Annotated in this window: 18 protein-coding genes and 1 pseudogene; 3 read left to right on the top strand and 16 right to left on the bottom strand. The window is 47.6% G+C overall.

The window, feature by feature from the left end:
* Nucleotides 1-9: 9 nt before the first annotated feature.
* From M988_RS04710 to M988_RS04675, 8 genes are all read right to left on the bottom strand, one after another.
* Nucleotides 10-1,446: an MdtP family multidrug efflux transporter outer membrane subunit gene (locus M988_RS04710; RefSeq protein WP_008814429.1), complete on the bottom strand. Its 1,437-nt coding sequence runs from the start codon at nt 1,444-1,446 to the stop codon at nt 10-12.
* Between the two features lie 5 nt (nt 1,447-1,451).
* The gene (locus tag M988_RS04705) at nt 1,452-3,404 is read right to left on the bottom strand and encodes an FUSC family protein (RefSeq protein WP_064573065.1); all 1,953 of its coding nucleotides are present in this window, start codon (nt 3,402-3,404) and stop codon (nt 1,452-1,454) included.
* 9 nt (nt 3,405-3,413) lie between these two features.
* Nucleotides 3,414-4,442 carry a multidrug transporter subunit MdtN gene (gene mdtN, locus M988_RS04700; RefSeq protein ID WP_008814431.1) on the bottom strand — a complete coding sequence of 343 codons (1,029 nt, stop codon included), beginning with the start codon at nt 4,440-4,442 and terminating at the stop codon, nt 3,414-3,416.
* Between the two features lie 6 nt (nt 4,443-4,448).
* Nucleotides 4,449-4,721 (bottom strand): YtcA family lipoprotein, encoded by a 273-nt coding sequence (locus tag M988_RS22280; RefSeq protein ID WP_071887105.1) that lies wholly within the window; start codon nt 4,719-4,721, stop codon nt 4,449-4,451.
* Nucleotides 4,722-4,910: 189 nt separating this feature from the next.
* On the bottom strand, nt 4,911-5,216 hold the full coding sequence (cbpM, locus tag M988_RS04690) for a chaperone modulator CbpM (protein ID WP_008814432.1): 306 nt from the start codon (nt 5,214-5,216) through the stop codon (nt 4,911-4,913).
* Nucleotides 5,216-6,133, bottom strand: a complete 918-nt coding sequence (gene cbpA, locus M988_RS04685) for a curved DNA-binding protein (protein WP_039188417.1) — start codon at nt 6,131-6,133, stop codon at nt 5,216-5,218. Before cbpA ends, cbpM begins: the two co-directional genes overlap by 1 nt.
* Before the next feature lie 244 nt (nt 6,134-6,377).
* Nucleotides 6,378-7,562 carry an MFS transporter gene (locus tag M988_RS04680; protein ID WP_064573063.1) on the bottom strand — a complete coding sequence of 395 codons (1,185 nt, stop codon included), beginning with the start codon at nt 7,560-7,562 and terminating at the stop codon, nt 6,378-6,380.
* Nucleotides 7,563-7,757: 195 nt separating this feature from the next.
* Nucleotides 7,758-8,894, bottom strand: a complete 1,137-nt coding sequence (locus M988_RS04675; protein ID WP_064573060.1) for an alpha/beta hydrolase — start codon at nt 8,892-8,894, stop codon at nt 7,758-7,760.
* A 199-nt stretch (nt 8,895-9,093) separates the two neighbouring features.
* On the opposite strand from M988_RS04675, the gene M988_RS04670 reads away from it, so the two are divergent.
* Nucleotides 9,094-9,990 carry a LysR family transcriptional regulator gene (locus M988_RS04670; RefSeq protein WP_008814443.1) on the top strand — a complete coding sequence of 299 codons (897 nt, stop codon included), beginning with the start codon at nt 9,094-9,096 and terminating at the stop codon, nt 9,988-9,990.
* A gap of 201 nt (nt 9,991-10,191) precedes the next feature.
* On the opposite strand, the gene M988_RS04665 is transcribed toward M988_RS04670, so the two are convergent.
* The 8 genes from M988_RS04665 to M988_RS04625 form a co-directional block, all read right to left on the bottom strand.
* Nucleotides 10,192-11,160, bottom strand: a complete 969-nt coding sequence (locus M988_RS04665; RefSeq protein ID WP_061059682.1) for a carbohydrate kinase family protein — start codon at nt 11,158-11,160, stop codon at nt 10,192-10,194.
* Entirely contained in the window at nt 11,160-12,536 is a 1,377-nt protein-coding gene (locus tag M988_RS04660; RefSeq protein ID WP_064573058.1) for a NosD domain-containing protein, read from the bottom strand. Before M988_RS04660 ends, M988_RS04665 begins: the two co-directional genes overlap by 1 nt.
* Nucleotides 12,537-12,590: 54 nt before the next feature.
* Nucleotides 12,591-14,279 (bottom strand): glycoside hydrolase family 32 protein, encoded by a 1,689-nt coding sequence (locus M988_RS04655; protein ID WP_082919409.1) that lies wholly within the window; start codon nt 14,277-14,279, stop codon nt 12,591-12,593.
* A complete protein-coding gene (locus M988_RS04650) occupies nt 14,263-15,684 on the bottom strand; it encodes a glycoside-pentoside-hexuronide (GPH):cation symporter (protein WP_008814447.1) in 1,422 nt (473 codons plus the stop codon). Before M988_RS04650 ends, M988_RS04655 begins: the two co-directional genes overlap by 17 nt.
* Nucleotides 15,685-15,801: 117 nt before the next feature.
* On the bottom strand, nt 15,802-16,812 hold the full coding sequence (locus M988_RS04645; RefSeq protein ID WP_039188393.1) for a LacI family DNA-binding transcriptional regulator: 1,011 nt from the start codon (nt 16,810-16,812) through the stop codon (nt 15,802-15,804).
* 782 nt (nt 16,813-17,594) lie between these two features.
* Nucleotides 17,595-18,650 (bottom strand): NAD(P)-dependent alcohol dehydrogenase, encoded by a 1,056-nt coding sequence (locus tag M988_RS04635; RefSeq protein ID WP_039188389.1) that lies wholly within the window; start codon nt 18,648-18,650, stop codon nt 17,595-17,597.
* Nucleotides 18,651-18,730: 80 nt separating this feature from the next.
* On the bottom strand, nt 18,731-19,558 hold the full coding sequence (locus M988_RS04630; protein ID WP_008814450.1) for an SDR family oxidoreductase: 828 nt from the start codon (nt 19,556-19,558) through the stop codon (nt 18,731-18,733).
* 676 nt (nt 19,559-20,234) lie between these two features.
* Nucleotides 20,235-21,296, bottom strand: a complete 1,062-nt coding sequence (locus tag M988_RS04625; protein WP_423749962.1) for a GGDEF domain-containing protein — start codon at nt 21,294-21,296, stop codon at nt 20,235-20,237.
* Between the two features lie 384 nt (nt 21,297-21,680).
* On the opposite strand from M988_RS04625, the pseudogene M988_RS22275 reads away from it, so the two are divergent.
* Both M988_RS22275 and M988_RS04615 read left to right on the top strand, forming a co-directional pair.
* Nucleotides 21,681-21,821, top strand: a pseudogene (locus tag M988_RS22275) (aldo/keto reductase); the annotation flags it as partial.
* A 275-nt stretch (nt 21,822-22,096) separates the two neighbouring features.
* Nucleotides 22,097-22,354 (top strand): YjhX family toxin, encoded by a 258-nt coding sequence (locus M988_RS04615; RefSeq protein WP_004110819.1) that lies wholly within the window; start codon nt 22,097-22,099, stop codon nt 22,352-22,354.
* The last annotated feature ends 3 nt before the right edge of the window (nt 22,355-22,357 follow it).

The following is a 22,357-nucleotide window of genomic DNA, read 5'->3' as shown; positions in this document are numbered from 1 at the left end:
ACCGCTCAATTAACGATATCCGCCACCGAGAGCTTTAATCAACGTTATATCGGTGCTGAGCTGCTGTGCTCGCATATCAAGCAATAGCAGTTGCTGAGTAATGGTGCTACGACGCGCTTCTTGCGCCGCATAACGACTGAGTAGGCCACGCTGATAATGGGCGCTGGCGCTTTGAGTGACGGTCATTGCCTCCGTCACTTTTTGATTCTGTAGCGCAACCTGCTGGTTGAGATCGTTTAATTGGCTCGAACTCATTGCCACATCGCGCACCGCATCCAGCACCGCTTGGTTGTACTGTTTAATCAGAATGTTGCTCGCGGTACGTACCGATTTTAAGTTGGCATTTAAGCGTCCGCCGTCAAAGATCGGCAGATACAAGCCGGGCAGCAAATTAATCTGTTGGAATGAAGATTTGAACAGATCGCCGACGTTAAGCGCGTTATACCCCCAGAATGCTTTAATATCAAAATGTGGGTAAAACGCTGCTTTAGCGGCATCAACCTGACTCATAGAGGCAGTCACATAACCGCTCAATGCTTGGAGATCTGGACGACGCGCCAGTAATTCAAAAGAGAGTGAGTCTGGCAACGTTTGCTGCACCGCTGGAAGTTCTACCGGATGAATGTCAGGCATACTATGGGCATCTGCCCCCATCAGCGCTCGCAACGTTTCTCGATATTGAGTCAGCGTCCCGTTGGCCGCAATAACCTGTTGCTGAGCAGCCAATAATTCCGAGCGAGCGTTAGCAATAGCAACGCTGTCTTCCAAACCGCGGTGGGTTCGTTGTTCGTGTGCTTGAACCGAAAGACTGGCAATGTCTTGCAGCTGATTGAGCAAAGCAATTTGCTGGTAAGTACTCTGCATAGCAAAGTAGAGCTGTGCCACGCTGCTGGCAATATCCAGTTCAATACCCGCAGTCTCTGCCAAACGGGCATTTTTCTCACCGATAGCCGCAGCCACCCTTGCCCTGTCAGCTCCCCATAGATCAATATTTAGCGTCGCGCCCACACCAACTGTATTTAACGTATACCAAGGGCCGTTCTTATCAATTGGCAGAGAGTATGAATAAGGCCAAGTAAACTCTTTATTCGTCACCCGCATCCGATTCTGAGCCGCAACCGCCGTGGCCTGTATGCCCATCGCCGACTGGGCTAATTCAACGGTGGACTGCGACTGAGAAATCCTCAGTCGCGCTGCCTGCATCGTCGGTGAATTTTGTAACGCACGGTTCACCAACATATTGAGCTGGGCATCATGATAGCCTTCCCACCATCGAGCCGCTGGCCAGTCGCTATTTGCCAAATGAATAACCTGTGAAAGCTGCGCCTGTTGCGGGTTTACTATCGGCACTTTACCTGGATCGTCCTGAATCAAAGCGCATCCAGACAACAGGAACAGTGCAAAAGCTATCGATGAATAACGCCAAAAGCGTGCCGCGGATTCCATTTTTCTCATTGCTGATTTGCCTGTTGCTGAATGTCGGAAGTTGCAGAATGCCAATGTGGTAGCATCGCCAGCGCTGCCGTCAATGGAGGGCCGAACGGATTCCCTGCGCTTCCGGTCGCCGTAAACGAGCTTGGTATTTTTACCTGTGGTTGCTCGATGCTGTTGGCATAGTCCTGCAACCGAGCGGCACAACGCTGGAGGAAATCGTCCCCTTGCGGAGCATACAATCGGTAGCCCTCACTTAAACGCACCACTTCTTGCACCTGATTAAAACAAGACTTCACCGGCCACCGTCTAACTTCTGGATACGGATAGGCATAGGTATTTATGGGCTCGGCCGCAACACGATTGATAAGCGACTCCGTCGTCGCCAACGCATGAAATAGAGGAAGGATTTTGACCTCCTCGCCCCTAGCCGCCAGATACTTCGCAGCCTGATTATAGAGGCGAGCCAAACTCGATTTGAGCTTCGGCGCTTCACTCTCAGGCCACAGATAAAGATGAACAATTGACGAGACCAGTACACCAAGCAGGATACCAATCACCCTATCGCGTAGTTCGGTTAAATTAGTCAGCGGGCCAAACCAGTTCAGGAACGCCAGTGAAAAGGTAAAGCCGATTTGGATCCCTGCATAGGCGATACGATCCGAACCTGCGGCGATCCAAGCAGAAAGCGCCATCACTGGCAGACTCATCGCCAATAGACCGATAATCGAATCCGTATAGGGCTGTATAAATACGAGTAACAGTAGCGCCAGCAGCGTCGCAATTAACGCACCGCCGATACGTAGCCACGTTTTTTGCATCGTTGCGCCTAGACCCGGCTGAGCAACGATAACGCAGCTTAGCATGATGGTATGAATCCCCTGCCAATCAGCCGCCGTATAAAATACATAGCACAAGAGGGTCGCTAGCAACGTCTTGAGTGCAAAATGTAAATAGGTCGGATTACTCCATGCATCTGGCGCCAATAAGGGTTCTTTCTCAACTTCTCCTGCGGGAAGTGGAACCTCTTCACCGCGCGCCAGTTTGCCAACGATAGTCGATATTTCCCGCAATATAGCGCCGTTTGCCATATCGTCAGTGAGTGGAAAAGGCTGAATATCAGGCAATTTGCCATCGTCTAGATGCAAAGCCAGTTCCCCGAGCATTGCAGATAATTGCTGGGCGTGTGCGTGGTTCTCAGAAGCGCTATTCATAGGCTGAAGAAGAACCGCAAGATGATAGCAGCGCACCGCAGCCCCCATCATCGATTGCCATGCCTGCGGCCTTGCCGCAATGTCAGAGCTAGAACGGTTTGCCTGTTTATACAGTGATTGCAGTTGGGTAAACTGATCGGCAATATCTTTTAGCGTCGGTCGCTTTGTATCCGCATGGTTCCCCGCTAGCAGTGACCCGGCTTCACGGAACATCAGCGCGAGCCGACTTTTAAACTGGTAGCCTGGAAACGCCTGTAGAAAACACGCATTCACCAAGAGCGTCACCAAAATAGCGGTATTAATTGCCACCCACAGCCAAAGCAGCAAACGAACCAGCACTTCACTCTGACTCGTCATCGATGGGAAGGTCTGAGCGTAGATCACCACCAACCCCATAACAAAAAAAGCCATCCCGAGTTTGCCCAGAATCCGCATCAGGTACATCGAGCAGAAAAATAGAAAAACCGAGGCCACTAGGCGGATCAACGGATAATCATAGGTCCACTTGATGATAAGAATGACCCCGCCAAGCGCAACGCTGACCGTAATAAAAAACACCACGCTAACCAGTTTGATCATCAACACGTTAGGCTGACTGACATAAAACACCACAATCAGCGCAACCGCTAAAAATGGGATCTGCAGAGCCATAAACAGCGTGATCAGCACGGCACAACTAAGCGTCAGGCGCAGGGTATAGTTTCCCCGCCCCGGAGCTGCGCTAAGTTCTCTCGTAAGAAACTGCCAGAAATTCCACATACCGAGTTCTTATTCCGGCTGCAAAACGGCGCTGGCGGAGGCACCCATGCGGAACACATTAGGATCGGGGTCTTTCACTGCGATTTTCACAGGGAAGCGTTGTGAAACATGAACCCAGTTAATCGTTTTTTGAATCACCGGAAGGCCTTCAAATACGCTGCCGCCGTCGGGCAAAACGCCGGAGCCAACAGAGTCCACAACACCGCTGAATGATTTACCGTGGTTGGTCATCACAGTCACTCGGGCTGGAACGCCAGAGTGCACATTTTTAAGGTCAGTTTCACGGAAGTTAGCGATCACATACCAGTGCTCGTCATCCATTAACGTAAAGACCGGTTTTAACGCCGACGCATACTGGCCGATGGTTGTTTTCAGCGCCACCACGATCCCGTTGAAAGGTGCGCGAACCTCAGTAAATTCGAGATGCAGTTCCGCCAGCGCGATCTGCGCCAAAATACCCGCTCGCTGTGCCACCATCGCATCCACGCCCGTCACTGCGGCGGAGGCCTGTTTGGCCTGCAATAGCGTCGCTTCCAGCTCAGCGCGCGCCGCTTTCTCTGCGGTTCTCGCTTGATCGAGATCCTCTTGCGAAGCAAAACCCTGTGGCACCAGCGGTTCAAGTCGGGCACGCGTCGAAGTCGTTTGTTTCACCAGTGCTTTAGCACGCTCTACCGCGGCGGTAACCGACTGCGCGTTATATTCTTGCGCTTTGATGGTTCGCTGAGTCAGTGCTATCTGTGCATCTAGCGTAGTCAGTCGAGCCTTAGCATCATCCAGCATGGCCTGATAAGGGCGCGGGTCGATACGAAACAGCAAGTCGCCTTTTTTCACGCGCTGGTTGTCACGAATCGGCATTTCCACGATTCGCCCACTCACTTCCGGCACGACATCAATGGTATCGGCATACACATAGGCATCATTGGTTTCCGGCGATGTTTGTAACTGCCAAATAACCACGATCAACGCCAAAATAGCAGCGAGAACAAGAGCCAACAGTGGCCATTTTTTCCGTAATAAGCTTGAGCTGGAATTTGTCATAGGTATTTAGTGAGCAAAGAATAGAAACCACAAGATTGCGGCAAACAGGAATAATAGCGCCAGATAACTGAATACCAGAGGAGAGAAGCGTGCCTGCCAGCCTTTACGAACAATGAATATATGGCAAGGGATCAGCAAAAAGGCACCGACCAATAAGCAAAAAAACCAGCTAGGAAACGCCGCACCAAATACGGGAATAACGGGTGATAATGAACAACCGGATGCTAAGAGTGGTGATAATAACAGTGCGGGTCGTATCAGTTTTATAAAGCAATTCAAAGGATGTTACCTGAGCATTTATTCCGTATTTGAAAGCAAGTTTAACGAACTGATCCTTTCACCGCTACACATTTGCTCATTTATAGTAACCATTGGGAATATTTTTATGCTTTTATAAACTGGCAAGTTTTAATGCCAAGAATCGTTAAGGGGCGGTAATATGCGCCCCCTTAATCTTCAATGCTTTTACTACGGATGTGCAATGAAGCGTGACAGTCTCTGCCGCAGCAGTCGATTCTCCTGACGTAGTTGGGTATTCTCCTCCAACAACGTTAGCGCAACTGCGATACCCGGCCAGTCTAGTGCCAGCTCTTGCCGCAGGCGTAAAGCTCGTTGTACAACGGTAACGGCATGGTCATCAAATAGCCATGTTGTTGATTCGTAATCACTCGGTTCAACTACGCCTAGTCCAACAATCTCGTTCAGTTCTTCTTCCGAGACTCCGGTATGCAGGCAAAACTCGGTAATGGTGAAAGTGACGGTGACATTAGCCATTATGCTTTCCCCCACTCTTTGCGTGGATCAAAGGACGACTGAGCGTCCGCCAATTGTTGCCACAAAGCTGCACTTGCGCTGTCTGGTTTTGGCGGCATCACAATTTTGATGACGGCATACAGATCGCCTGTATGGTTTTTACTGACCAAGCCTTTACCCTTGATACGCAACCGCTGTCCAGCCTGACTCCCCGCAGGAATCGTTAGCAGAATGCTATCTTTCAAGGTAGGTACGGCCACTTTAGCGCCCAGAGCAGCCTCCCAAGGGGCGAGAGGAACCACAATTTCCAAATCCTGATTGACGATATCAAACAATGGATGCGGAGCAATACGGATCACCAGCCACAGATCGCCATTTGGCCCACCGTTCTCACCCGGCGTCCCCTGCCCTTTCAAGCGAATACGCTGGCCATTGCCAACGCCGGCAGGAATTTTAACATTCAGCGTTTTAGGGATTTCCCGTTCAACCATGCCAAAAGCATTGTATACAGGTAGGTTATAGCTGATTGTGCGTTTATGTTCCTCTAGCGTTTCTTCGAGGAATACCGCAACTTCAATCTCCAAATCATGACCACGAGCAGCAGGACGCTGCCGCGATTGACGGCCATGTTGGCCAAAGATCGACGAGAAAATATCGTCAAAATCTTCAGGGCTGTAGCTTTGGCCCTCTCGTTGCTGGAATTGTTGGAACTGAGGATCGTTGCGGTGCTGCCACAACTGGTCATACTCGGCTCGACGCTGCTCGTCACTCAGAACCTCCCACGCTTCCGCCACTTCTTTAAATCGGGCTTCGGCATCAGGCTCTTTACTGACATCGGGATGGTACTTACGGGCCAATCGGCGATAGGCGGTCTTGATTGTCTTGAGATCGTCTGTCGGTTTCACGCCCATAATGGCGTAATAATCCTTTAATTCCATAGCGTTATCTCGCGTAAATCAAATCAGACTGAAGGGAACCTTTAGATAAATATCATCATTAAGCTTAGGTTAACCCCGAAAAAACCTACAGTCATTAGAAATAAGCTAGGTTCGCAAGATTCAGAGTCTACACTGCATATAACATAGAGATAATTAATCCCTGATATTGGTATGTACATTGGGCTCTCTACCAAGAGCCATGGCAAAAACACTCTAATTAACAACTAAAATGTCGCAGATATGACTATCTGTTTTGACGAGAAGTGATAAACGTCATACCTACCGCACCAAGAAGTAATACACTACTCAGTCCAAAAGAACTTCGCCATCCCAAACTATCAAAGACCAACCCTCCGGCTGTTGAACCCAGCGCGATCGAGAGTTGAATAACCGCCACCATGAGCCCTCCCCCAGCTTCAGCATCCTCAGGAAGTGTTCGTGCGATCCATGTCCACCACCCCGTTGGAGCTGCCGTTGCAATCATCCCCCATAGGCTTAAAAGTACGGTAACCCCCCAGAGATTCTGCCCGACTAAAAGTAACGTTCCGGCAATCGAGGCCATAACCAGAGGGATTATCATTAGCGTCAGATAAAATCTTGTGTTGAGAAATAACGTAATTAATAGTGTGCCAGCAAAACCAGCAAGGCCCATAGCAAGCAATATTAAGGAGAGGATAGAAGCATTGACTTTAGTCACCGTTTCCAGAAACGGTCGTACATAGGTAAATAATGCAAACTGCCCCATAAAGAATAATCCGCATGCTAGAAGGCCAGTTGATACCGTAGTAAGTCTGAGCAGACGAAGCACAGACCGGCTCGGCTTATTTGCCTTATCGCTTTTCATCTCTGGCAAACCGATGTATTGCCAAATGAACGCAGCTATTGCAAAAGGAACGAGACATAAAAAGGCCCCACGCCAGCCAACAGTTGCCCCTAGATAGCTCCCCAGAGGGGCTGCTACTACGGTTGCCAGTGCGTTCCCACCGTTAAATATAGCCAGTGCTCGGGGAACCTGGTGCTGTGGAACCAGTCGGATAGCGGTTGCTGCCGACATTGACCAAAATCCACCAATGGCGATACCAATCAAAGCTCGACCTATCATGTAGACCTGATAGTTGGACGCCAAGGCAATAATCATTCCTGAAACAGCCATCAGAAGCGTCAATCCAAGCAGAAGATGTTTACGATTCAGGCTTCCTGCAACGTTAGAAATTATCAGACTGGTCAGCACAGCGAGTGCGCCAGAGATAGCAATCCCCTGACCAGCGAGTCCCTCCGTGACATGTAAATCTCTAGCAATTGGCGTCAACAGGCTGACCGGCATAAACTCTGACGCGATCAGTACAAAAACGCAGAGCGTCATGGCAAAAACGCCGCTCCAGTGTGCGTGTATTTTATTGTGCGATGTTTTAAAACTCAGTGCAGACATAATTAATTTCTCTGAATATTGCCCTCAACAACCTCTGTTTAACTGAGGCAGGCGATATTCATGGAATAACAGCAAAAACGAAGCTGATAATGGCTTAGAATGTGATGGATTTGCATCGCAACATGCGACAAAAGGTCAGAATAAAAGCCATCTGCGAATGACCGATGGCTTTACTAAGAGATATTATTCAATAACTTATCTTAAGTTAGTTTTGAAAAACTGTTCAAATTTGGCGAACGGGATCTTACCAGCAGCGTTGTCGTATAAATCGACATGGTTCGCTTCCGGAACCACCACCAACTCTTTTTCTTTGCTACCGACAGCGTTAAAGGCATCCTCAGCAAAATAGCGTGAGTGCGCTTTTTCCCCCGTCACAATTAGCACAGGAATTGTAATTTCATTTGCATAGCTCAGCAGCGGCATATTCATAAATGACAGTGGCATTGTCGCAGTCCAAGCACCGGTTGAATTTACGGAACGCGCATGGAAACCACGTGGCATGCGATAATAATCAAAGAATTCTTTCAATACGCGATGTGGATCCGTAGGTAAAGCCTCCGGCAGAATACGATTCGCTGCACTTACGTTGCCTTTTTCATCGACATAAACGTCATGTCCACCAGTGGCAAAAGTCCCCCTTTCCGCATCTTTCCAGCGTTGCGCATTCAGATACTGCAACACGGCGCGACGATCAGAGGTCGTGTAGCGGTCTTTGCCATCACCAACGCCATGACCCATTGCACGACTCATGTCGTACATGACACTGGTAGCAACGGCTTTAACGCGCGTATCCATCGCGGCGTCATTTAACGCCATACCGCCCCAGCCACAGATGCCAAGTAGCCCAATACGGTTGCGATCTACCTCTGTTTGTAAGCCGAGAAAATCCACCGCTGCGCTGAAATCCTCAGTATTAATATCCGGAGAAGCAACGTTACGCGGATAACCACCGCTTTCCCCCGTGTACGATGGATCAAAGGCCAGAGTAACAAATCCCAATTCTGCCAGCGTTTGTGCATACAGCCCGCTTGACTGCTCTTTTACCGCGCCAAAAGGCCCGCTAACGGCAATCGCCGCTAGTTTGCGTTCAGCACGATTTTTGGGGATATAGAGGTCTCCAACTAACGAGATCCCATAACGGTTCTGAAAGATCACTTTTCGATGAGCAACTTTCGTACTCTCTGCAAAGGTTTTATCCCACTTTTCTGTCATCGAGACAGGTGCGTTTGGATTAGTTACATCAGCATAACTCATTGTAGTAACTCCACTTAATGATGCGAATAGCAGCATTGAGGGTATTGCTGCTGTCAATTTTTTGGTGAAAGCAATCATGTAAAGTTCCTTCTTAAAAATAAGATAGGGTCGCAGGTTCCATACAGAAAACGCCGCCGAGCTTTGTTTCAATGCGATCATTATAGTTAGCTAAAATAGTGCTGATTAGTGGGTGAAAAATGCTAGGATTAATATCAAATTGTTATAAATAGACGTGCTGTAACAGGCGTAGGGCTTAGTCAGTGGCCGAGGATAACGAATGGCTAAACGGGAAAACTATAATGAACTCTATCTGTTTATGCAGGTAGTACGAGAAGGCAGTTTCACCGCAGCGGCACAAAGGCTTGGGCTTGCACAATCAGGGATCAGCCGTTCCATTCGCGAACTAGAAGAAAGGCTAGGTGTACAACTTCTCGTTCGAACTACACGCAAGCTGTCAGTGACACAGGCAGGTGAACAACTCTATCGGACAGTAGAATCCGGCTTTGATGCTTTAGACATGGGGCTTGCCACTCTGGCGCATTATCGACAAACCCCATCCGGCACGGTTCGTATCAATGCTAGCCAACACGCCATTGATAAAGTGCTTTTGCCGAAGCTCGCAATGTTTAAACAGCGGTATCCTGATATCAGGCTTGAGCTCATTAGCGAAAGTCGGTTTGTTGATATTATTGAGGAACGATTCGATGCCGGTGTACGCCTAGGATCCGATGTTGGCCATGGTATGGTCGCCGTGCGTATTTCACCCGACATGGAGATGGTCGTGGTGGGCACACCCGAGCATTTTCGTCGCTACGGCTTTCCACAAACTCCGGCCGATTTAGTGGTACACCCTTGCATAGCCTACCAGTTTGGTGACGGAAGCCTGTATGCGTGGGAGCTCAATGACGACGGTAAAAAAATCACTCACCGCCCACAGGGGCAATGGGCTTTTGCTGACAGCTATATGGAAGCAAAGGCGGCTAGATTAGGTCTAGGGTTAGCTTATGTTCCAGAGGAGTTGGTGGCTGATGATTTAGTACAAGGTAGTCTTATCAGGGTATTACAACGTTATAGTCAACGATTAGATGGTTCATTTCTTTATTATCCACATCGCAACGTGTCACCAGCGCTAAGGATAGTCATTGAGACACTAAAAATGGATATCAATAGATGAAATATTCCGTGGAGATTTAGCCGTGGGCAAGTGAACATTGTCACTTGCGACACGGTTCGGAAATAACAATAATTCTAGTGACCTGTGAACAAAAAACGGGGGTAATAGGACAATTGACTGCCGACATCTCGTGGGATTCTAAATCGATGGACTGATAAAAGTGAACGATGCGGAAATAAAACTCCGCACCAGTGTAGATTCTCAAGCGCCACGACTCAAAAAAATAGCATCGACTTCCGCTGCAGTAGGGATCGCATCAATTGCGCCAAACTGTGTACAAGTCAATGCTCCACAGATATTGGCCCAATGCACGGCATGCAGGAATTGTGTCTGGTCGTCTAACCTGCAACCGGATTGGTTAATCTGCTGTAGCAATGCGCCAATAAACGCATCACCTGCACCAGTAGAGTCAATCGCATTAACGGGAACAGAGGGGATGAGTTGTTGCATACCTGATTTGTGACTTATCCATGTTCCACGATCGCCGCAAGTGACAGCGATATAGCTGACGCCAAACTCATGCAACACGCGGCAGCCTTCTGTTGTCGTCTTCGCGTCGGTAATGAAGTGTAGCTCCTCTTCACTGACTTTAACGATATCTGCATGCTGAAACCACGGCTTGCAGCGAGCGATAAATTCTTGCGGCGCCCTCCCCCACAAACCTTCACGATAATTTGGATCAAATGAGATCAACAAACCGCGTTGTTTTGCTTCGCGTAAGAGACGTCGGTAGGTCACATATAGCTCCCCGTCCAACAGACCCGCAGCGGCTCCAAAATGAACGATACTCACATCGTCGAGAAAGTCAGAGGGAATATCTTGCCAGCCAAGTTCGCCATCGGCGCCACGGAAAAAGCTAAAATCTCGCTCACCATCATCCTGCAAACCGACGAAGGCCAACGTTGTGGGCGTGGCGCTGCGCGTGACGCCAGAAAGCTCAATGCCTTCCGACGCTAGCGTATGAAGCAGAAAATCACCAAAGGGATCGTCACCGACTTTCGCGGCCAGCTTGGCGTGACCTCCGCTACGGTTGATAGCAGCGGCAACATTAGCGGGAGCCCCTCCTGCTTTTTTGAGGAATTGGGTCCCCTGTTTCAGACCCAATCCAATATCGGTGCAAACAAAATCAATCAACAGTTCGCCAAGACAGGCAATGTGATGGTTAGGCATTAACAATATCCCTCCACTGTCGCGCCGGGAGTAGGCGTTGCTCTGAAGGCATTTACGGTTTTATCCATCACGACCTGACCGTCAGTACCTGAATCCAGCACGGTATTTTGCTGCGAGGCTGCTTCTATCTGGACGGCGATCACCGTCAACGCAGCTAGGCCGTCGGTCGCCAGTAACGCGCTGACTTGGGTAGAGAAACACGCACTGGCGTCTGCCGCCGCCTGTCCGTCGGAGGTTTCGGTCGTGGCGACAACATGATTATTAGAAATAGTATTTCCTTTGCCAGAAACCACCCGAATAATCACCGGTGTGGCACCCGTCGGCGTAATATATTGTGTATCAATGGACTCGGAAATATGATTGGCAATGATCGAGTTATTATCACCGCTAATATACAGCAGGCCATATAAATCATCTAATCCGTTATTGTAGTCTTGCATCGGAGCCCACGGTTCACGCTCGCGGAAAAAGTGGTTAGATGACACCAGATTCTCCGCGCTGCCGTTCTCCATTATCAACATGCCAGGGTAAAACGCATGGAATCGATTACTGCTGATTGAGGAGCGAACCACATTCGAGAAATGAACAACGCTTTTTCCTCGAGGGAATATATTATTAGCAGTAATTAAAAGCCCCCCAAAGTTCTCAGCGTAAATAGAATAGCCTCTGTAGCCCGCACCGATCAGATTATCGGTTATTTTTGACGCCTGACCGGACTCGCGTAACTCTATACAGTTCCCACATTCAGCGATGAAGTTGTTATGAATAGCCAAAGCATCAGCATTATAAATTGTCACGCCGTGCTCAAGGTAGACAAATCCCATACCGCTGATGCGGAAGGAGTCCTGCGCGCTGGCAATATAAATACCCGTCTTACCGTTGAGATAACTGTTCTCAGGGTCATCGCTGCCAGAACCATCGTCGACAAAATGCAAACCATCAATACAGAAGTCAGCAAACTCAACCGAACTTATCCGAGGATCTCCGCTGCGCGCAATATAGAATGCAGCCCCTGCAGATTCTGCTGCGCCTTCCGCCGGAGACATATCGACCAGAATACGGCTGCCACCCGGCCATAATTCGTGCCAGTTTGGCCAATCACTCTCTGGAGTATTAAAACGAATGCTGGAAGAGATGAAGCCATGTCCAGAGCCCATAATTTTCAGATAGCTAATGTCTATCACTATTTGAGTGAGAAGATGGTAATCACCCGGCGGAATATAAATCACCGCTCCGGGTTTTCCACCTTCATTAATATCAGTATTGGTTTGTCTGTTTTTAATATCGGCGATAATACTATTAATCACTTCACCAATATCATCATACGGATTACCTATATTCCATTCCGTGACATCGTAATAATTATTACTCGACATAATGTTGAATCCTTCTGTGCTATTAAGAATAAACAGATTTATCGCGTGGGAATATTATTTATAAGCATAAGTGGCACGATACTGGGTGAGTATTGCCGGAGCTCCTGAGAGGTGTACTTGTGTCAGCGCACTGCATGAATAGTAGCGTCGCGTACCGCAAACACTGCCCCCATTGGAGAAGACTTCAACGATCCCAGCATCAAAGCACACCATGACATCCTCCACGCTCGCCAGCGGTGCACGATAACGACCATCGTCCTGACCTTTTTCCCGTAATGTCAGCGCCTTGCCGTCAAATTCCAGTACAATTTCCTGACCGTTGTCCCCACTCAGCGTCAGACAAAAAGCATCTGTCGGGGTAAACGCGATCGTGCAGGCTCTATTGACCTCAGTGCTCGACCAACGCTCGTTATCAGCTAACCTAGTCTGATTGATAACCAAGGACTCTGGCGGTAAAACAGGGGTCATGCAAAGCTGCTGTTGCGCGTTGAGATGAAAGCGACGCGGTAAGGACATTTCGCCACAATAGCTAGACTCGACGTTTTTTTGCGTGGCCCAGTTATACAGCCAGGCAAAACCGGTCCGCGCATCTTCCTCGCCCCAAGTTTGTAAGGCGTAGAAATCAGTGCCGAAATCCAGCATTTGCAGCGGATGTGACGACGGAATGAAATAGCCGTCGCGGAAATCACCGGTTTGTGCGAACAGCAGATTGTGGCGACCAGTTACGGGCTCGGTATAACCCACAACGCCAATAATTAACACCCACACGCCATCCAGACAGAAAAAGTCTGGGCACTCTACGCAACGGCCGCCGTTTTCACGAAAGTAAGCGGGGGCCACGTACAGTACATGATGAAACGTCCAGTTCTCACTGTCCGCGGAATGAAACAGCAGCATCGCTGGGTCGCCGTTTACAGCGGCACCGAGGATCATATAGAAGGTCGCATCTGCCTCCTCATACCAGACTTTCGGATCGCGGAAATCACAGTCAACGCCGGGAGGCAGCTCCGTTAATACCGTTGTGACCGACGCGGGTTTGTCGTAGCTCTGTAGAGGCACGACCATTTTCTGAATTTCTCGATAGCCGCGATACAAATCGTAAGCCGGCAGCCGCTCGGTATACCAGAAGCGGGTTTTGCCTTGTGCATCAGTAAAGGCGCTACCGGAAAAAGCACCGCCTGTCGCTCCCAGAGCGGCCAGATTTTGCTCAGGCTGAAGAAAGACTGGGTAGTGTCGCCAGTGGTAAAGGTCTTTGCTCACCGCGTGATTCCAGTGCATCGGCCCCCACTGTGTGCTGTGTGGGTGATACTGATAAAACAGATGCCACTCGTCGCCTTTGCGATGTAGACCATTAGGATCATTCATCCACCCAGTGCGCGGAGAAAAATGCAGCGCTGGGCGTAACGGATCCTGCAAATACGCAGTGGCAATGTCGCGGTCGCTCAACAAACAAAGCGCGTTGTCCTGAGTGGCGATAAAACTGACTCCGTTTTCGGGCAAGGTATCCGGATGCCAGCTGTAGCACAGTGAGATCTCGCTGTTCTCTGGCAGCCAGTCCAAACAGACACTCCCGTCCTGCCATGCGGTCCAGGTAAAATAATGGTAGTAGCGAGGAGCCGTGGTGACTTTAAATACCACCTCATTTTCCATACGGATGGAGAATAGAGGGTGGCTGGCTGGCTTTGTTTCTCTCAGCCATAAATCAATCCGCTGGCCTTGCTTAATATTAAACGACAGGGACATCTTTATACTCCTGATTCTGGGCAGAGCCGTTTTCCAGTTCACGCTTCGCGAGGTCAACTTTGATTTTTTCAAGTAATAGGTTGTTCAGTTTGAAATAACGCACTATATATGCGCTGATGAAGTAGCTCACCATGGGTAATAACGAGAACATGATAATAATCCCTTGAAGGGTCTGTTCGTTTTGCTGCGGTTTATTCGCGATATAACCAGTGTAAGACAGTATCCAAGCAACAATAGCGCCAGCAACGGCTAATCCCATTTTCAGCATAAACAGATTGCCAGCAAACGAAATACCGGTCAGACGCTTGCCAAATTTCCAGTCACCGTAATCATCAACATCGGACATCATTGCCCACAAAATAGGACCAGACTGAATCAGGTGCAAAATATTAATCACAATAAACAAAGCCAGCAGCGGCGTCAGTGAATGTGGATCAACAAACCACAGGGCGAAAGAAAGGATGCCGAGAATTATATTAATAATGCGGAACAGTTTTATTTTATCAAAGCGATCGGTCAACGGTTTAGCAATGACGCTGCCCAACATATTACAGGCCACACCGAGGGCCATAAAGAAGGTAATAAATCCTACGGAGGCTTTCATCACATAGGTGGCATAATATATGGTCACAGCTCCTCGAATGAATGCAGGGAAAACGTTCAGGAAAGTAATCGAGATCATTAGCAACCATTGGTCATTTTTAATAATATCTTTGAGATCTTTCCTTAAGCTGTCATTGGCTTTAATCGAGACGACGCGCTCTTTAATACTGGAGAAACAGAACAGGAACATTAAGGTCGCCGCTCCGCCCATCATCATCATTGTCAACTGAAAGCCGGATGCCCGGTTGCCGTTACCCAGCCAGTCGGTTAACGGTAAAATAGAAGAAGAGACGATAAGTGTGGCTAAACCATTGAGGAAGAAGCGCCATGACAGACACCCTAGGCGTTCTTTCTGGTTGAGAGTAATGACGCCAGCTACCGAGCAATAAGGAATATTGATAGCGGTATAAATCAGTGACATGACTAAGTAAGTGACCCAAGCATAGATAATTTTTCCATTCATGCTCAGGTCAGGTGTGGTGAACATTAACACTGCGCCGAGCCCAAACGGCACAGCCATCCACAGCAACCAAGGCCGAAACTTACCCCAACGAGTTCTAGTGCGGTCGCAAATCGCGCCCATGATAGGATCACTGAATGCGTCAAACACACGGATAACGAGAAAAAGTGTGCCAACAATCCCAGCGTCAAGACCATAAACATCGGTATAAAACCATGTCAGATAGAGTGCTAGCACGCTCCAGATCATACAGGAACCGGCATCCCCCATCCCGTAGCCGATCTTTTCTTTCAGGCTCAATTTTTCATAAGCACTGTGTTTTTCTGCGGATGTAGCAGACATACATACCCCTCAATATTATTGAGCTGTCATAAATATAAAGCACCAGTTATTACGACCAATGCTATAGTGATAAAATAGTTTATTATTTATATTTAAAATACTTTTAAAAATACAACTTTATAGAATGGTTACATTAATATTAACGCTACTCTCTCGAATTATTAGCCTGGAGGTAATCTCATACATTTCGATACCTTCTCGATTATTTTCGTTCTTAACCATTTGAAACGCCAGATGAGCTATTTCATGTATAGGTTGTGCTACGCTTGTTATTCTTTTAGTTTGTGCAAGCAATGTGTTATCGAAACTGGCGATAGCAATATCTTTAGGTACAGAAACGCCTTTTTCTTTTAATCCATCAATAATATAGCTGGCAGCAACATCGTTATAAACCCAAAGACATGAGCATCTCTGTCTCCGACTGGCTAATTTTTCAATAATATCGTCAAGGATACTGATATGGCCTGATGTTTTTTCGCCCTCACCTTTCGCTATCCAGAATTGATTTTCTTTATCCAAGGTAAACCCCTGACTCGTTATTTTTTTAGTCCAAGAAGATACCTTTCTAGTATCGACACTTTCCTGAGCAATAAAACCAAATGAGGTATGTCCTGTTTGTATAAAATGCTCAGCAATGCTTGCCGCACCTTTGCTCTGGTTAATGGAGACCGAATTAAAAAAACGGGAAACCTGTGTCACAACCGCAACTGGAATACGGGTGGCCGTTAGCCACTCTGCAAGTTCAGCTTCCGCCTCCGTTGGTACCCATAGTAAGCAATCAATTCCCATGCCAATTAAGGTATGGATAATCTGTTTATCCTGTTGAGGTTGGTTCTGGTGCGTTTTAACGATCACTGTCTTTCCAATGTATCGTGCTTCTTCCTCAAAGGTAGCCAGCAGTTCACAAAAATGTGGGTTAACCAGATTCGGCAGCACGACGGCGACCAAGCCGGAGCGTTTGCCGCTCAGTTGAAACGCACTTTTACTGGGCACATAACACAGGTAATCCATCGCATCACGTACTGCCTGACGCGTTTCAGGCACCACGCTGGGATGATTATTTAACACCCGCGATACGGTAGCTGTTGATACTCCTGCTTTTTTTGCGACATCTTTAATGGAAGCCATGATTATCAAATGTGCCATCTAAACCGTGGTGTCACTATAAAGTGTGATAGAGGTCAAAAATGTAAGCCAGTTCACATGTTGTTGCGTTACATGAAACCGTGCTTGCTCTCTCATTTCAGTGTGAATCTTCGCTTATAACCCCCCTTTCAAATAAAATTTCAATTAGGCCGACCTCGTGTCAAAGCAGGCCTAAGCCTGCCATTCTGCATTTATTCATATAATCATAAACTTAATGAATCCACCTCATAAGCCCCAGTTCGTTCCCTTCCCCATCTAATCGAATAAATCACTCTGCGTTATGCTTTTTCTACACAACAGTTGAAGGATAACGTCATGCAAACGGTAAAACTTAACCACGGTGTTTGCTGGGCTTTGGTGTGTTTCAGAGGATGTTTGGGTATGTTGCTGTGACGCTCTCAGCCTGCTGGGAAAAACCGCTGGTCATTGAATGCGACCAAAAGCGGAGAACCAGTGAAACGGTCATCAGTTGGTTAGCAGCAATACGCAACTACGATCTTTTATTTATGATGCTGACAAAAAATAAGGGTAAGAAAAGAATCAAAACGACCCTTTTCTTACCCTCTGGAATGATTGAGCGACAAGCGCTACAGGGGTAACCATCCTAGCTGCTCATCGCACTTTTTGGAGAAAATGATGGAGAATAAAAGGAAAATCAGCCAGCCGATAATAATACTAAAGAGAACAGGGTTATCCCTGTTCGCATCAGGTAAGCCTATGCCGCATTGACAGAAAATACGCAGGAGAATATACCCCCTGTTTCATCACGACTGGAGCGATGCAACATCAATTACGAACCGGTATTTAACATCACTTTTCAGCATTCGCTGCCAGGCCGTATTAATATCCTGAATATTGATCAATTCAATATCTGATGTGATCTGATGTTCCGCGCAAAAATCAATCATTTCCTGCGTCTCCGCAATCCCACCGATGACTGACCCAGCCACGGATTTTCGCCCTAAGATCAGCGGTGCGCTATTTAGCATTGGGTTCAAATCCCCCAGATATCCTACAAGCACCAGAGTTCCACTCAGCGCCAGCGTGGGAATATAGGGATTCAGGTCATGGACATAAGGTACTGTATCGATAATCAAATCAAACTGGTTATGCGCCCCCTGCATCTGCTTTTCATCGGTTGAAATAACAATATGCGAGGCCCCCAAGCGGCGAGCATCGGCTTCTTTATTCGGCGAACGACTGAATAACGTAACTTCTGCGCCCAGAGCTTTCGCTAATTTAATCGCCATATGTCCCAGACCACCTAAACCAACTACAGCCACTTTGCTGCCAGGGCCAACATTCCAGTGACGCAGCGGTGACCATGTTGTGATACCGGCACATAGCAGCGGTGCAGCCCCTTTTAAATCCAGAGTCTCAGGCACTTTGATAACAAATTTTTCGGTGACAACAATCTTATCGGAATAACCACCATAGGTTGGCATATGGTCATGTCTGTCAACGTCGTTATAGGTTAATGTATTCCCCTCTTCACAGTACTGCTCCAGCCCCTGCTCACAAGGTTTACAATGCTGACAGGAATCCACCATGCAGCCCACACCGGCATAGTCGCCCACGCGGAATTTGGTGACGGCCTTCCCGACCTGAATGACACGGCCAATGATTTCATGCCCCGGTACCATCGGGTATTTTGCACCACCCCAATCATTAAAAGCGTTATGGATATCTGAGTGGCAAACGCCACTGTATAAAATCTCGATAACTACATCATTATCGCGAGGATCACGACGAACAAAGTTATGTGGTACTAAATCTTCTTTCGCTCCGAAAGCGGCATAACCTTTCACATTTAAAGTCATCGGTGAATCTCCAAACAGGAAATGGAACGTCATGATTTAACAAGGTTATCATCACGTTGTGGGGAAATCAGGGCGCATTACTACGGACGTAATTCACCATATTTATAAGAGGCCGTTGCGCCACCATCAATCAGCAGGTCGCTTCCCGTCACGTAGGTGCCATTAGGCCCAAACAGAAACTCCGCCAGCGCACCGATTTCATCCGGCGTACCACCCCGTCCAGCCGGAGATTTATCCAACATATTTCGATAGAATGCGCCCCTTTCAACACTGTTAAGCTCGTCATAGGCCAAAGGCGTATAGACGATACCTGCGCTGATACAATTAATTCGCGCACCGCGCTTACCCCATTTCACCGCTTCTGACATAACGCGAAGTGCGTTGCAGCGTTTGGATATCTGATAAGCATATAAGCTGTCTTTAATTTCTTTCACCAAAGGCAGTTCGAGAAGGTCTTCAGGCGGTAGGGTTGCAAGCGCATCCGCCTGAGCTTGTGTTAGAGCATCAACGTCTAAACGATGGCTAGACTGTGAGCCAATCACAACGCAGGACCCACCTGCCGCAATAACTTTACCAAATTCCTCAAACAGCACGGCGCTGCCGTAGAGATCAACGCGGATGAGATCCTGTGCTTTCGCCTGCGAGGGAGAAAGCCCTGCCGTATGAATAACGCCTTTAATGTCACCTAACGCAGATGCTGTATTCACCAGCGCCTGAACCGATTGGCGGGAACTAACGTCGACAGTCGTCGTGCTTACCTCAAAACCCGCACGAGAGAGCGTGTTTTCAGCCTGATGGGCATTCTCTATTTTGATATCAGCCAGAAGAATATGTTTCCCAACGCTGACACGTCGCGCAATGGCCTGAGCAATCGAGCCACTCCCGATAACAACAATAACGTCTTTCATTTGTATCCCTCTTCTACAGATATAGCCATCAGCTTATAGCAAGTCATTTCAGGTATTGACCCTATCATGGTGAGCTTTCATACAGCATAGCGCCTCTAAACGATCAGGTTAAGTCAGCCAAAGAACATAGCCTTATGAGCCTTATTCATAAATAACTACTTCAGGCAAAAATCTATCGTTCAAATATCTGCAAATTAATGGACACTACTAATAAACACTCGTGAATGCCCCCACCCAATCGAATTAATCGCTTTGAGTTACGCGTTTCCAATAGAACAGTTGAAGGATAGCCTCATGCAAATAGTAAAACTGAACAGGTTAGAAAAGATATGCAGCTAATCGTCCACATTCATGACGTCTACCAAATAAGGGCAATCAGGAGTGCTAAATAATTAACGCTGACAACTCAGATATAATTGAACGGCAAACATAACCGAGGATGTATGAGCCTTCATTATTGAGGGCTCAATACAATCATCTGCTTTATAATAATAAATGGTCTAATGTTGGTGCAAAGCTGTTGAACATGACTGTCAGCGTTGAGCGAGCCTTATGCTAAGCAGCATAGTCATGTGTAGGATAATAAAGATGGGTTCCGTAGACTATTTTTTAAGGATCTAGAAACTTCATTGTTCTAGTAACCTATATGGTAGATGATTTGGAATGGCGACTGGTTTTACTTTTCCCAACGATTACGTCCCTGCTGTTTTGCCCGATAAAGGGCTTCATCTGCTCTGGCAATAATTCCGTAAGCACTATCACCGTCCTTGGAAAGAGTGATGCCCATACTGACTGTGACCATTTCGCTAACCTCCGAAGCGGCATGCGGCAGTGAGATTTCTCGCAGGTTCGTCTGAATACGTTCGGCAACCCGCACAGCGTCATCCAAGGAGGACGCGGGCAGCACAATGACAAACTCTTCGCCACCGTAACGCGCTACCAAATCGGCCGGAGTACGTATTGACGTCTTCACTATGTCGGCTACTTTTATCAGGCATGCATCTCCAGCCTGATGACCATAGTGGTCGTTATAGCGTTTGAAATAGTCCACATCGAGCATAAGTAGCGCAAACGGCTCAGCCTGTAGAAGAGCATCATCAAGAAAGTTTTCCATTGACCGCCGATTAGCAGTCCCCGTCAGCGCATCCTGATGAGCCATAACGTCGAGCCGCGCGATAAGCATCCGGTTCTCCTGATAACGCAACCAAGCTTCATCAAACCAGCGTTGTAGGATAACGCGGCCATAAATGAGAATGGCAGTGAGAAGAAGCCAGACCAATAAAAACCGAATGTTAACCCCCTGATTAAGCTGCACACTGGCCAGCAGGGTAGTCAACCATAAAGGGATGATGAAAAGTAGCAAGGCCAGTGGATGATAATAAAGTGCTGCCAGCGCGGTGAGCATAAGGATGACGCTGAGAGGCCAAGCAAAAGGCAGTTGCCACCAGACAATAAAGTAGAAACTGCAGTAACTCCACATCAGACTGATAGTCATCAGCATCGCCACACAAAGGGGTGTAAACCTAGCGGGGAGGCGATAGATGAAAAGTACCAACATAAGCGACAAAACAATAATACCGACCGTTATTTCGTCTATAAACGGCAATATTTCAGTGTGTGTGCCGAGCGAGCGGTCAAAGTGACTGATGAGAAAATTGCGGAACAAAATGATCAGCGCAAAACTAACATTCACAAATGTGAACCACGGGATACTCACAGATAACGCCTGTCTGACCATATCACTATAGTTCTGCCACATTCTTGCAGTATTGAAAGTACGGCGCTTATTGTTCGAATGCTGCTCCATCCCTAATTGCCCCACAAATGGATAATTACTATCCAGTGTAATATAGATATATCTCATTGCAGGCGTTTCAGGCAGAACAATCAAACTCGGTAAGTATTATTTAAATTAACGCCACCTTCCTATTCTCTTTCACCTCAACGTCTTGCTTCGAGCAACGTTCAAAAGGTTCTCAACGTCTGCTTCTGTCACAAAGTCGTCATCAATCCTCAATAGGATTAATGAACGCCACTAATAAACTCTAACTAATTACCCCATTTAATCGAATAAATCACTTTGCGTTATGTTTTTCCTACACAACAGCTGAAGGATAACGTCATGCAAACTGTAAAACTGCACTGCGGTGTTGAAATGCCCCTGCAGGGCTTTGGTGTGTTTCAGATGTCTGATGACGCTGAATGCGAAAGAGCCGTTATTGGTGCTATCGATACGGGATACCCCCTGATCGATACCGCCGCGCATGTCTTTTTTCAGTAAGTGGGCTGGCGTTCGATTTCCAAAGTACATCACACTTTTTCTACTGAAATATATCCCTCCTAAAACTACGTGTTATCATTCACTGCGTAAATACCTTTCAACTCTACACGAGGCTTTGATGCTGGAGAATGTAATCATCCGATAATCAGCTTACCGACCTTTTCAGGCCGGACTGATTATCAATGCGCCGAAATCGAATGCGGACACCGCTGTGTGTTTGCACGTTTTGCACATGATGATTAAACAGGTTCTTCAGTATGAATTTATCCCGTCAGGAACAACGTACCTTACACGTTCTCGCTAAAGGTGGCCGGATCGCGCACATTCGCGATGCATCAGGCCGCGTAACCTCTGTTGAATGCTACAGCCGCGAAGGGCTCCTGCTCAGCGACTGCACGCTCGCCGTTTTCAAAAAACTCAAAACCAAAAAGCTTATTAAGTCCGTCAACGGGCAACCCTACCGTATCAATACCACCGGGCTGAACAACGTCCGCGCACAACTGGACAATCGCTAAGGA

The sequence above is a fragment of the Hafnia paralvei ATCC 29927 genome (assembly GCF_001655005.1).
Lineage (GTDB): Bacteria > Pseudomonadota > Gammaproteobacteria > Enterobacterales > Enterobacteriaceae > Hafnia > Hafnia paralvei.
Note: the sequence above shows the minus strand (reverse complement) of the source record. Positions and strands in the feature narration are given on the sequence as shown.

Excerpts from the sequence above, each read along its gene's own strand:
- M988_RS04710 (WP_008814429.1), bottom strand. The coding sequence starts at position 1,446 with ATGGAATCCGCGGCACGCTTTTGGCGTTATTCATCGATAGCTTTTGCA.
- M988_RS04705 (WP_064573065.1), bottom strand. The coding sequence starts at position 3,404 with ATGTGGAATTTCTGGCAGTTTCTTACGAGAGAACTTAGCGCAGCTCCG.
- mdtN (WP_008814431.1), bottom strand. The coding sequence starts at position 4,442 with ATGACAAATTCCAGCTCAAGCTTATTACGGAAAAAATGGCCACTGTTG.
- cbpM (WP_008814432.1), bottom strand. The coding sequence starts at position 5,216 with ATGGCTAATGTCACCGTCACTTTCACCATTACCGAGTTTTGCCTGCAT.
- cbpA (WP_039188417.1), bottom strand. The coding sequence starts at position 6,133 with ATGGAATTAAAGGATTATTACGCCATTATGGGCGTGAAACCGACAGAC.
- M988_RS04680 (WP_064573063.1), bottom strand. The coding sequence starts at position 7,562 with ATGTCTGCACTGAGTTTTAAAACATCGCACAATAAAATACACGCACAC.
- M988_RS04675 (WP_064573060.1), bottom strand. The coding sequence starts at position 8,894 with ATGATTGCTTTCACCAAAAAATTGACAGCAGCAATACCCTCAATGCTG.
- M988_RS04670 (WP_008814443.1), top strand. The coding sequence starts at position 9,094 with ATGGCTAAACGGGAAAACTATAATGAACTCTATCTGTTTATGCAGGTA.
- M988_RS04665 (WP_061059682.1), bottom strand. The coding sequence starts at position 11,160 with ATGCCTAACCATCACATTGCCTGTCTTGGCGAACTGTTGATTGATTTT.
- M988_RS04660 (WP_064573058.1), bottom strand. The coding sequence starts at position 12,536 with ATGTCGAGTAATAATTATTACGATGTCACGGAATGGAATATAGGTAAT.
- M988_RS04655 (WP_082919409.1), bottom strand. The coding sequence starts at position 14,279 with ATGTCCCTGTCGTTTAATATTAAGCAAGGCCAGCGGATTGATTTATGG.
- M988_RS04650 (WP_008814447.1), bottom strand. The coding sequence starts at position 15,684 with ATGTCTGCTACATCCGCAGAAAAACACAGTGCTTATGAAAAATTGAGC.
- M988_RS04645 (WP_039188393.1), bottom strand. The coding sequence starts at position 16,812 with ATGGCTTCCATTAAAGATGTCGCAAAAAAAGCAGGAGTATCAACAGCT.
- M988_RS04635 (WP_039188389.1), bottom strand. The coding sequence starts at position 18,650 with ATGACTTTAAATGTGAAAGGTTATGCCGCTTTCGGAGCGAAAGAAGAT.
- M988_RS04630 (WP_008814450.1), bottom strand. The coding sequence starts at position 19,558 with ATGAAAGACGTTATTGTTGTTATCGGGAGTGGCTCGATTGCTCAGGCC.
- M988_RS04625 (WP_423749962.1), bottom strand. The coding sequence starts at position 21,296 with ATGGTCAGACAGGCGTTATCTGTGAGTATCCCGTGGTTCACATTTGTG.
- M988_RS04615 (WP_004110819.1), top strand. The coding sequence starts at position 22,097 with ATGAATTTATCCCGTCAGGAACAACGTACCTTACACGTTCTCGCTAAA.